The following is an 11,684-nucleotide window of genomic DNA, read 5'->3' as shown; positions in this document are numbered from 1 at the left end:
GCTCCCACAATTGACCGTGCGTTCAGCTCCATAAAAAAACCCGCACCTCTCACAAGGCACGGGTTCTTTCACAGCAGTGACCGATCAACGTTCGAGCAGAATCCGCAGCATGCGACGCAGCGGTTCGGCCGCGCCCCACAGCAACTGGTCGCCGACAGTGAAGGCACCGACGAATTGCGAGCCCATGTTCAACTTGCGCAGACGACCCACCGGTACGTTCAAGGTGCCGGTGACCTTGGTCGGGCTCAGCTCCTGCATGCTGATTTCGCGGTTGTTCGGCACCAGCTTGACCCAAGGGTTGTGCTGGCTGATCAGTCCTTCGATGTCGGCGATCGGCACGTCTTTGTTCAACTTGATGGTCAGCGCCTGGCTGTGGCAGCGCATGGCGCCGATGCGCACGCAGATGCCGTCCACCGGGATCGGGCTCTTGAAGCGACCGAGGATCTTGTTGGTTTCGGCCTGGGCCTTCCACTCTTCACGGCTCTGGCCGTTCGGCAGTTCCTTGTCGATCCACGGGATCAGGCTGCCGGCCAGCGGCACGCCGAAGTTCTCGGTCGGGTACGCATCGCTGCGCATCGCCTCGGCGACCTTGCGGTCGATGTCCAGGATGGCGCTGGCCGGGTTGGCCAAGTCATCGGCGACAGCGGCGTGGGTCGCACCCATTTGCTTGATCAGTTCACGCATATTCTGCGCGCCGGCCCCGGAGGCCGCCTGATAGGTCATGGCGCTCATCCATTCCACCAGACCGGCTTCGAACAGACCGCCCAGGCCCATCAGCATCAGGCTGACGGTGCAGTTGCCGCCAATGTAGTTCTTGGTGCCCGCGTCCAGTTGCTGGTCGATGACCTTGCGGTTCACCGGGTCGAGGATGATCACCGCGTCGTCCTGCATGCGCAGGCTGGAGGCGGCGTCGATCCAGTAACCCTGCCAGCCGGCTTCACGCAGTTTCGGGAAGACTTCGCTGGTGTAGTCGCCACCCTGACAGGTCAGGATCACGTCGAGGGTCTTGAGCTCGTCAATGCTGTAGGCATCCTTGAGCGCACCGGTGTCCTTGCCCACGGACGGGCCCTGGCCACCGACATTGGAAGTGGTGAAAAACACCGGTTCAATGAGATCGAAATCCTGCTCTTCCAGCATTCGCTGCATGAGCACGGAACCGACCATGCCGCGCCAACCGATCAGACCTACACGTTTCATCGCAACTACACCTATACAAAAGTGGGCCACCGTCGAAGCGGTGGGCCGCAAAGATTACAGATTACGCAACGCGGCGACTACTGCATCGCCCATTTGCTGCGTACCGACTTTGGTACAACCGGTCGACCAGATGTCGCCCGTGCGCAAACCTTGATCCAATACCACGCTGACCGCCTTCTCGATGGCATCAGCCGCGTCATTGAGACTGAAGCTGTAGCGCAGCATCATCGACACCGACAGGATGGTTGCCAACGGGTTGGCAATGCCCTGCCCGGCAATGTCCGGCGCCGAACCGTGGCATGGCTCGTACATGCCTTTGTTGTTGGCATCCAGGGAGGCCGACGGCAGCATGCCGATGGAGCCGGTGAGCATCGATGCTTCATCGGACAGGATGTCACCGAACATGTTGTCGGTGACGATCACGTCAAACTGCTTGGGCGCGCGCACCAGTTGCATCGCGGCGTTATCGACGTACATGTGGCTCAGTTCGATGTCCGGGTAATCCTTGGCCACCTGCTCGACCACTTCGCGCCACAGTTGGCTGGAAGCCAGGACGTTCGCCTTGTCCACCGAGCACAGCTTTTTGCCGCGCACCCGTGCCATGTCAAAACCGACCCGGGCGATACGGCGAATTTCGCTCTCGCTGTACGGCAAGGTGTCGTAGGCCTGACGCTCGCCATTATCCAGCTCACGGGTGCCGCGCGGGGCGCCGAAGTAGATACCGCCGGTCAGTTCACGAACGATGAGGATGTCCAGGCCCGAAACGATTTCCGGCTTCAGGCTCGAAGCGTCGGCCAGTTGCGGGTAGAGGATCGCCGGACGCAGATTGCCGAACAGGCCCAGTTGCGCACGGATCTTCAGCAGGCCGCGCTCTGGACGAATGTCGCGCTCGATCTTGTCCCATTTCGGGCCGCCCACGGCGCCCAGCAGTACGGCGTCGGCGGCACGGGCGCGATCCAGGGTTTCATCGGCCAGGGGGACGCCGTGTTTGTCGATCGCAGCGCCGCCGATCACATCGTGGCTGAGTTCAAAGCCCAGGCCGTACTTGTCGTTCGCCAGCTCCAGGACCTTGACCGCTTCGGCCATGATTTCCGGGCCAATACCGTCGCCTGGGAGAATCAGAATCTGCTTGCTCATGTTTTCCTCGTTTGCTCTGTCGGCCCGCGCTTGGACGGGTCGGAAAAAGTGCTATCGCTCGGCCCACAGCACCAGTACGTCTGTACTGAACGAACCATCGGCCTCAATCTCAAAATACTCACGCACCTCAACACCCATCGATCGCTGCAGCTCACGGATCGCCCCACGCATCACTTCGGGGGTGCGCATGCGCTCGACCCACGACTGGTACTCCAGGCGCAGACGCTGGCGCGTGGTGCTGCGGGTATGCAACCCCGCCTCGCTGACCTGGCGCAACCACTCGCCGGCCGAATAATCGCGAACATGACTGGTGTCACGCAGCACCTCAACGCTTTGCAGGTACGTGTCCAGCAGCGGTATGCCGGGTGACAGGACATCAATGAACGCCGCCACTCCACCCGGCTTGAGCACCCGGCGCACTTCCCGCAGCGCCAGGCCCAGATCGCTCCAATGATGCGCCGAATAGCGGCTGAACACGAAGTCGAACTCAGCGTCAGCGAACGGCAGGCGTTCGGCAGCGCCGCACACCGTGGTGATGTTACTCAGGCCACGATCCACCGCCGCAGCGGCCACGACGTCAAGCATTTGCTGGGACAAGTCATAGGCCACCACTTCACCGGCCAGCGGCGCGACGTGGAAACTCACGTGCCCGGCGCCGCAGCCCAGGTCCAGCACCCGGGCATCGCCATGACCTGTCAACTCAGCCTGGAGCAGCGCGAACTCGGTGCCCTGGGCGTGCACGGCACTGCTCAGATAGGCCGAGGCCTGTTCGCCGAATTGCTTTTGTACGACCTGACTGTGGGCGGTGGTGGTCATGGGGACTTCCTTTTTGCGGTGTCTGTTCTGGCCTCATCGCGAGCAGGCTCGCTCCCACATTGGACTGACGGCGCCCACAAACCCTGTGGGAGCGATCCTGCTCGCGATGAGGCCGGTACTGCCTATATCAATCCATCAAGCATCCCGAAACAACCAAGGCTGGCTCGCCCGGTGCTTGGCCTCGAACGTGGCAATCGCCTCGCCGTCCTGCAAGGTCAGGCCGATGTCGTCCAGACCGTTGAGCAGGCAGTGCTTGCGGAATGCATCGATCTCGAAATTCAACACCTTGCCGTCAGGACGGGTCACGGTCTGGGCGGCCAGGTCGATCTGCAGTTGATAGCCGGGGTTGGCCTCGACCTGCTGGAACAACTCATCCACTTCAGCGTCGCTGAGGATGATCGGCAACAAGCCGTTCTTGAAGCTGTTGTTGAAGAAAATGTCGGCGTAGCTCGGCGCAATGATGCTGCGAAAGCCGTACTCTTCAAGGGCCCATGGTGCGTGTTCGCGACTGGAGCCGCAGCCGAAGTTTTCGCGGGCCAGCAACACGCTGGCGCCTTGGTAACGTTCGGCGTTGAGTACAAAATCCTTGTTCAACGGGCGCTTGGAGTTGTCTTGGTATGGCTGGCCCACATCCAGGTAGCGCCACTCGTCAAACAGGTTCGGGCCGAAACCGGTGCGCTTGATCGACTTCAAAAACTGCTTGGGGATGATCTGGTCGGTGTCGACGTTGGCACGATCCAGAGGCGCGACAAGACCAGTGTGCTGGGTAAAAGCTTTCATGCTGCGCTCCTTCAGATCAATTCACGGACGTCGACGAAACGGCCGTTGACGGCGGCGGCGGCGGCCATGGCCGGGCTGACCAGATGCGTGCGGCCACCGGCGCCCTGACGGCCTTCGAAGTTACGGTTGGAGGTGGAGGCGCAATGCTCGCCCGACTCCAAACGGTCCGGGTTCATCGCCAGGCACATCGAGCACCCAGGCTCACGCCATTCGAAACCGGCCTCGAGGAAAATCTTGTCCAGACCTTCAGCTTCCGCCTGGGCCTTCACCAGGCCTGAGCCTGGCACCACGATGGCTTGCTTGATGGTCGAGGCGACTTTGCGGCCCTTGGCGATCACCGCCGCTGCGCGCAGGTCTTCGATCCGCGAGTTGGTGCAGGAGCCAATGAACACGCGATCGAGCTGAATGTCGGTGATCGCCTGGTTGGCGCTCAAACCCATGTATTTCAGGGCTCGAACGATGGAGTCGCGCTTGACCAGATCCATCTCCTTGGCAGGATCGGGCACGTTCTGGTCCACGGCCAGAACCATTTCCGGGGAAGTGCCCCAACTGACTTGCGGCTTGATCTGGGTCGCGTCGAGCTCTATCACCGTGTCGAACTTGGCATCGGCGTCGGAGACCAGGTCTTTCCAGGCTTCGACCGCCATGTCCCATTCGGCGCCTTTGGGGGCGAACGGACGGCCCTTGACGTATTCCACGGTTTTTTCATCGGCGGCCACCAGCCCGACACGAGCGCCGGCTTCGATGGACATGTTGCAGATGGTCATACGCCCTTCCACGGACAAATCGCGGATGGCGCTGCCGGCGAACTCGATGGCATGGCCGTTACCACCGGCGGTACCGATCTTGCCGATCACGGCCAGGACGATGTCTTTGGCAGTCACGCCAAACGGCAGCTTGCCCTCGACGCGCACCAGCATGTTTTTCATTTTCTTGGCGACCAGGCACTGGGTGGCGAGCACGTGCTCGACCTCGGAGGTGCCGATGCCGTGGGCCAAGGCGCCAAACGCGCCATGGGTGGAGGTGTGGGAGTCGCCGCAGACCACGGTCATGCCGGGCAAGGTCGCGCCCTGCTCCGGGCCGATGACGTGAACGATGCCCTGGCGCACGTCATTCATCTTGAATTCAACGATGCCGTATTCGTCACAGTTATCGTCAAGGGTCTGAACCTGCAAGCGCGACACCTGATCGGCAATGGCTTCGATGCCGCCCTTGCGCTCCGGTGTGGTCGGCACGTTGTGGTCCGGGGTCGCGATATTGGCATCGATGCGCCACGGCTTGCGCCCGGCCAGACGCAGGCCTTCGAAGGCTTGCGGCGAAGTCACTTCGTGAATGATGTGACGGTCGATGTAGATCAGCGCCGAACCATCGTCGCGCTGCTTGACCAAATGCGAATCCCAGAGCTTGTCGTAGAGCGTTTTGCCGGCCATCAGACGGTTCCTCATCAGCTTGTTTCTATGCCCCGGGTCCTGAATGAATCAATAACCCCTTGGCTTGTGAGGCTGATCTTATGAGGCTACATTAAATAACTCAAATTCATATTTTTCATGCTTTGCATAACTATTTGGAATTCGACCAGGACGACCATGGACCTCGCCAGCCTCAACGCCTTTATCGCCATCGCCGAGACCGGCAGTTTCTCCGGCGCCGGCGAACGCCTGCACCTGACCCAGCCGGCCATCAGCAAGCGTATCGCCGGGCTGGAGCAACAGCTCAAAGTGCGTCTGTTCGATCGGCTCGGCCGAGAAGTCGGCCTGACCGAGGCCGGCCGAGCCCTTCTGCCACGGGCCTATCAGATTCTTAACGTGCTGGATGACACCCGCCGCGCCCTGACCAACCTGACTGGTGAAGTGAGCGGACGCCTGACGCTCGCCACCAGCCACCATATCGGCCTGCATCGACTGCCCCCGCTATTGAGGGAGTTCACCCGACGCTACCCACAAGTAGCACTGGATATTCAGTTCCTGGATTCGGAAGTGGCCTACGAAGAAATTCTCCACGGTCGGGCGGAACTGGCCGTCATCACCCTGGCCCCGGAGCCGCACACGCTGGTGCGCGCCACGCCGGTGTGGGACGACCCCCTGGACTTCGTGGTGGCGCCGGAGCACGCGCTGCTGGACAACGGCCCGGTCAGCCTGGCAGACATCGCCTTGCATCCGGCGGTTTTTCCCGGCGGCAATACCTTTACCCACCACATTGTTCAACGCCTGTTCGAAGCCCAGGGCCTGACGCCGAACATCGCCATGAGCACGAATTATCTGGAAACCATAAAAATGATGGTCTCCATCGGCCTGGCCTGGAGCGTCCTGCCACGCACCATGCTCGATGACCAGGTGGCACGCATTCCTTTGCCAGGCATACAGCTCAGTCGCCAGCTAGGCTATATCTTGCACACCGAACGGACGCTATCGAATGCTGCACGGGCTTTCATGTCCTTACTGGACGCACAAATCGATCTGCCAGGGAAAAGGGCATAGGTTGTGCTACTCCTATAGAGCCGAAACGCCTGCGCCCAACGCCCCAAATTGCCCAAGGCTCGCGAGATAATGCCCAAATCCGCTGACCAATTCCCGCCCCTGCCACGCATTCAGGCGCTAGACCCTAAACGGTCCGAGCAAAGCTGGGACAGCGCCCCACAGTTGCTGGCCGCCCTGAACGGCGCGCGGCTGGGAGCCTGGTCGTGGGACATTGATACCGGGCGGATCAGTTGGTCGCGGGGCACCCAGGCGCTGTTCGGCTTCGACCCGCGCCAGCCATTGCCGGCGGATGTGGACTATCTGGACCTGTTGCTCCCCCAAGACCGGGCGAAGGCCATCCGCGCCTTTCATGCGGCAGTGGCCGGTGCGCCCCTGGAACAGGCCATGCACCACCGCATCGTCTGGCCCGACGGCAGCCTGCACTGGCTGGAAATCAACGGCAGCGTATTACCCGACAAACACGGCCGCCCGCGGATGATCGGAGTGATCCGGGAGATCACGCACCAGCGCGAACGGGAGCAGGCACTTCGCAACTCGGAAAAACGCTTCGCCACGCTCTTTCATCTATGTCCGAACATGGTGCTGCTGACCCGCCAGGAAGATGGGCTGATCATCGAGGCCAACCAGTACTTCGAAAGTCTGTTCGGCTGGCCGCTGCACGACATCATCGGCCGTACGACGCTGGAGCTGGGCCTATGGGTCGACCCCGGGCAACGGGCAAAACTGGTGGAGACTCTCAAGGCCAATGGCGAAATAGCGAGTTTGGAGGTGGAGCTGCAAGCCAGCAATGGTCAGATCCACAGCGGCCTGCTCAGCGCCCAGAAGGTCGAGCTGGAAGGCCAGCCCTACCTGCTGAGCACCTTCCTCGATACCACCGAACGCAAACTCGCCGAACAAGCCCTCAAGGACAGCCAGGAACGCCTCGATCTGGCCCTCGACTCGGCACAATTGGGCACCTGGGACTGGCATATTCCCAGCGGCATGCTCTACGGCTCGGCCCGGGCGGCGCAGTTGCATGGCCTGGAGCCCAAGCCGTTCCACGAGTCGTTCGATGCTTTTTTCGAAGGGGTGCCCGATGACGAGCGCAACAACATGCGCAACGCCTACCGCAGCCTGCGGGAAGGCCCGGCGGGGAATTATCAACTGACCTACCGCGTACAAATGCCGGACGGCAGCTCCCGCTACCTGGAGAGCCGCGCACGCCTCTATCGTAACGACGATGGCAGCCCGTTGCGCATGGCCGGCACCTTGCTGGATATCACTGACCAGGTGGAACGCGAACAGAGCCTGGCGGCATCGGAAGAGAAATTCGCCACGCTGTTTCAAGTCAGTCCCGACCCGATCTGCGTCACCCATCAGGACAGCGGCCGATTCATTGAAATCAACTCCAGCTTCACCCAGACCTTCGGCTGGTCAGCCACCGATGTGATCGGCCTGAGCGCCGACGAAATTGGCCTGTGGGATGCCTCGGGGAGCAGCCTGCAACGCATCGAAAGAGTCATACGCGAGCGCTCCCTGAACAACGTGGCCGTCGTCGTCCACCATAAAAACGGCCAGCCGCTGACATGCGTCATTTCCAGTCGTCAGATCAATGTCGGCAACCAGCCCTGCATCGTCACCACCCTGCGGGACATCTCCCAGCAGCAGCGCTCCGAAGCGGCCCTCAAGGCCAGCGAGGAGAAATTCGCCAAGGCTTTCCATTCCAGCCCTGACGCCATCACCATTACCGAACGCGATAGCGGTCGCTACCTCGAAGTCAATGACGGCTTCTGCCGCCTGACCGGTTACCGCGCCGACGAAGTGATCGGGCACACGGTCTACGAGGTTGGTATCTGGGCCGAAGAAAAACAACGCATGGCGCTGCTGGCCGAACTGGAGCTCAAGGGCCGGGTGCATCACCAGGAAATGCTCGGGCGCAATAAACGCGGAGAGATCCTCACGGTGGAGGTCTCAGTCGAACCCATCATGCTCAATGAAACGGCCTGCCTGTTGCTGACCGCCCGGGACGTGAGCCTGTTGCGCAATGCCGAAGCACAGATCCGCCACCTGGCCTATCACGACCCGCTGACCAACCTGCCCAACCGCGCCTTGCTGATGGATCGGCTGAGCCAGCAGATCGCCTTGCTCAAGCGCCATAACCTGAGGGGCGCCCTGCTGTTTCTGGACCTGGACCACTTCAAGCACATCAACGACTCCCTGGGTCACCCGGTGGGCGACACGGTGCTGAAAATCATCACCGCGCGCCTGGAAGCCAGCGTGCGCCTGGAAGACACCGTGGCGAGGCTGGGCGGCGACGAATTCGTGGTGCTGCTCAGCGGCCTGGAAGGCACCCGCAACGCAGTGAGCCAACAGGTACAGAACCTGGCCGACACCCTGCGCGAATTACTGTCGGAGCCGATGTTTCTCGATGGCCAACGGTTGCAGGTCACGCCGAGCATCGGCATGGCGTTGATTCCGGACCATGGCTCCACCCCCACCGACCTGCTCAAGCGCGCCGACATTGCGCTGTACCGCGCCAAGGATTCGGGGCGCAACACCTCACAAATGTTCCATAGCACCATGCAAAAAGCCGCCAGCGAACGGCTGCGCATGGAAACCGACCTGCGCCAGGCCTTGGCCCGAGGGGAATTCAGCGTACATTTCCAACCTCAGGTCGACGCCCGGGACAACCGCATCATCGGCGCTGAAACGCTGGTGCGCTGGCATCACCCCGAATTGGGCGCCCAGTCGCCGAATGAATTCATCAAAGTGCTGGAGGACAGCGGGCTGATCCTGGAGGTCGGAACCTGGATCCTCGAGGAGGCCTGCAACGGCTTCAAACAACTGATCGCCAAGGGCAAGATCGATCCGCTGCAATTCAGCCTGTGCGTGAATATCAGCCCGCGGCAGTTCCGCCAGAGCGACTTCGTCGAGCGCATCGAAAGCTGCCTCGCCACCTATGGCCTGCCTAACGCCATGCTCAAGCTGGAAATCACCGAGGGCATCGTGATCCAGAACCTGGACGACACCATCGCCAAGATGCGTCGCCTGAAAAAAATAGGGGTGAGCTTCGCCATGGACGATTTCGGGACCGGCTATTCGTCGCTGACGTACCTCAAACGCCTGCCGGTGGACACCCTGAAAATCGATCAGTCATTCGTGCGCGACGCCACCAGCGACCCCAACGATACCGAAATCATCCGCGCCATCGTCGCCATGGCCCGCAGCCTTGAGCTGGAGGTGATTGCCGAAGGCGTGGAGACCCTGGAGCAACTGAGCTTCCTGCAGGGGCTGGGTTGCCATTTGTACCAAGGCTACCTTCACAGTCGGCCGTTGCCGCTGGAGGGGTTTGAGCGGTTGTTGCCGTAATAGCGCTATGGAACAAACCCTTGTGGAATGACACTGTGGCGAGGGGATTTATCCCCGTTGAGCTGCGCAGCAGCCCCAAAGAATTGAACGACACTGACCCGCCCGACATACCGAGGCGACTGGTTTTTGGGGCCGCTTCGCAGCCCAACGGGGATAAATCCCCTCGCCACAATGGAATCTTCACACTGTAATTCCACAACGAAGAAGGGCGCCATTGGGCGCCCTTCTTCAGTTGCGATGCATCAGTTTTGCAGCGCGGGTTGCTGCTGCGCCCCGTTGATCGGGATGCGCTTGGCTTTCGCCTCTTCCGGGATCACTCGCAACAGGTCGATGCTCAACAGACCGTTGCTCAGGCCGGCGGATTTGATCTCGATATGATCGGCCAACCGGAAGGACAGCTTGAACGCACGCTGGGCGATACCCTGGTGCAGGTAGGTCACGCTGTCGTTGCTCGCCTCGCGCTTACCGCCGCTGATGGTCAGCACACCTTTTTCCACTTGCAGGTCCAGGTCTTCTTCCTGGAACCCGGCGGCGGCGACCACGATGCGATACTCGTCATCGCCATGTTTTTCCACGTTGTAGGGTGGATAGCTGCTGCCCGGTTCGTTGCGCAAGGCGGTTTCGAACAGGTCGTTGAAACGGTCGAAGCCCACCGAGGAACGGAACAGAGGGGCCAGAGAAAATGCGGTACTCATGATTCAAATCTCCTGAAAAGTTCAGCAAGGTTTTTTGTCTCCGCGACCCGAATTCGGCATCGCGTAATCCCTATCTAGGGACCGCCAAAAACTTTTCAAGAGGTTGTTTTGAAATTTTTTTCAGGCCGCTTCGGTGCGCTGCACGCCGAGCAAACGGCCTACCGCGTCCAGGTCGGTTTCCCGGCGCAGGGCGGTAAACAGCTCCACCGCTTCGGGGTAATTACGGGTCAGCATCGCCAGCCACTGCTTCAACCGGCCGGGCGCCTGGCGTGGGGTCAATTGCTCGACCACCTGCACCCAGAAGTCCTGGAGCATGGGTTGTAACTCGGCCCAGGACAGCTCGATCACCTCTTCCCCGGCCCTGGCCGCAGCGATCTGCCGGGCCAGATCAGGACGGGAAACGAGGCCACGGCCGAGCATGATGTCTTCCACGCCGCTGATCTCGCGGCAGCGGCGCCAGTCTTCGACGCTCCAGATATCGCCGTTGGCGAACACCGGGACCTTGACCACTTCCTGAACCCGCGGGATCCACTCCCAGTGGGCCGGTGGTTTATAGCCGTCGGTCTTGGTCCGCGCATGCACCACAATGTGCGCCGCCCCCCCTTCGGCCAATGCCGTGGCACACACCAGCGCCCCATCCGGGCTGTCGAAACCCAGGCGCATCTTGGCGGTGACAGGAATGTGCCTGGGCACCGCGCGGCGCACGTGCTCGACAATTTCGTTGAGCAGCTCCGGCTCCTTGAGCAACACCGCCCCACCCCGTGATTTGTTCACAGTCTTGGCCGGGCAGCCGAAGTTCAGGTCGATAACCTGCGAACCCAGTTCGCAGGCCAATGCGGCGTTCTCCGCCAGGCACACCGGATCGGAACCCAGCAATTGCACCCGCAGCGGCACGCCGGCAGCGGTCCGGGCACCGGTCAGCAGCTCAGGGGCAAGCTTGTGGAAATAGGCCGGTGTGAGCAGACGGTCATTGATGCGAATGAACTCGGTCACGCACCAGTCGATACCGCCAACACGGGTCAGAACGTCCCGCAGGATGTTGTCAACCAACCCCTCCATGGGCGCCAGGGCAATTTGCATGGAAAAACACACTCAACGAAAAACGTGCGGCAGTTTACCGGATTTTGCCCACATACCCGGCATTCACCACAAATCCCCTGTGGGAGCGGGCTCCGGAGCGTTCACAGAATCGGGGGCCACCGCCAATCCCTGTGGGAGCTGAGCTTGCTCGCGA

9 protein-coding genes are annotated in these 11,684 nt (G+C 61.1%); 2 read left to right on the top strand and 7 right to left on the bottom strand.

What is annotated here, in order from left to right; all coding sequences use genetic code 11:
- Positions 1 to 84: 84 nt before the first annotated feature.
- The 5 genes from asd to leuC all read right to left on the bottom strand — a co-directional run bounded on the left by asd (position 85) and on the right by leuC (position 5,360).
- Entirely contained in the window at positions 85 to 1,197 is a 1,113-nt protein-coding gene (asd, locus tag HU811_RS18925; protein ID WP_047229242.1) for an aspartate-semialdehyde dehydrogenase, read from the bottom strand.
- Positions 1,198 to 1,251: 54 nt separating this feature from the next.
- Positions 1,252 to 2,334: a 3-isopropylmalate dehydrogenase gene (gene leuB / locus HU811_RS18920; protein ID WP_047229243.1), complete on the bottom strand. Its 1,083-nt coding sequence runs from the start codon at positions 2,332 to 2,334 to the stop codon at positions 1,252 to 1,254.
- 51 nt (positions 2,335 to 2,385) lie between these two features.
- A complete protein-coding gene (locus tag HU811_RS18915; RefSeq protein ID WP_092400401.1) occupies positions 2,386 to 3,150 on the bottom strand; it encodes a class I SAM-dependent methyltransferase in 765 nt (254 codons plus the stop codon).
- A gap of 135 nt (positions 3,151 to 3,285) precedes the next feature.
- Positions 3,286 to 3,930, bottom strand: coding sequence for a 3-isopropylmalate dehydratase small subunit (leuD, locus tag HU811_RS18910; protein WP_186657457.1), 645 nt, complete (start codon positions 3,928 to 3,930; stop codon positions 3,286 to 3,288).
- An 11-nt stretch (positions 3,931 to 3,941) separates the two neighbouring features.
- On the bottom strand, positions 3,942 to 5,360 hold the full coding sequence (leuC, locus tag HU811_RS18905; RefSeq protein WP_092400397.1) for a 3-isopropylmalate dehydratase large subunit: 1,419 nt from the start codon (positions 5,358 to 5,360) through the stop codon (positions 3,942 to 3,944).
- A 156-nt stretch (positions 5,361 to 5,516) separates the two neighbouring features.
- Between leuC and HU811_RS18900 the strand changes: the two genes are divergently transcribed.
- Positions 5,517 to 6,407: a LysR family transcriptional regulator gene (locus tag HU811_RS18900; RefSeq protein ID WP_092400395.1), complete on the top strand. Its 891-nt coding sequence runs from the start codon at positions 5,517 to 5,519 to the stop codon at positions 6,405 to 6,407.
- 69 nt (positions 6,408 to 6,476) lie between these two features.
- A complete protein-coding gene (locus HU811_RS18895) occupies positions 6,477 to 9,755 on the top strand; it encodes an EAL domain-containing protein (protein WP_186657455.1) in 3,279 nt (1,092 codons plus the stop codon).
- Positions 9,756 to 9,997: 242 nt separating this feature from the next.
- On the opposite strand, the gene HU811_RS18890 is transcribed toward HU811_RS18895, so the two are convergent.
- Positions 9,998 to 10,450, bottom strand: coding sequence for an Hsp20 family protein (locus tag HU811_RS18890; protein ID WP_003203872.1), 453 nt, complete (start codon positions 10,448 to 10,450; stop codon positions 9,998 to 10,000).
- Between the two features lie 120 nt (positions 10,451 to 10,570).
- A complete protein-coding gene (locus HU811_RS18885; protein ID WP_092400391.1) occupies positions 10,571 to 11,530 on the bottom strand; it encodes a tRNA dihydrouridine synthase in 960 nt (319 codons plus the stop codon).
- Positions 11,531 to 11,684: the final 154 nt, after the last annotated feature.

Origin of the sequence: Pseudomonas tehranensis (genome assembly GCF_014268615.1) — a bacterium.
GTDB lineage: Bacteria > Pseudomonadota > Gammaproteobacteria > Pseudomonadales > Pseudomonadaceae > Aquipseudomonas > Aquipseudomonas tehranensis.
This window is presented reverse-complemented; position numbering and strand designations above follow the sequence as displayed.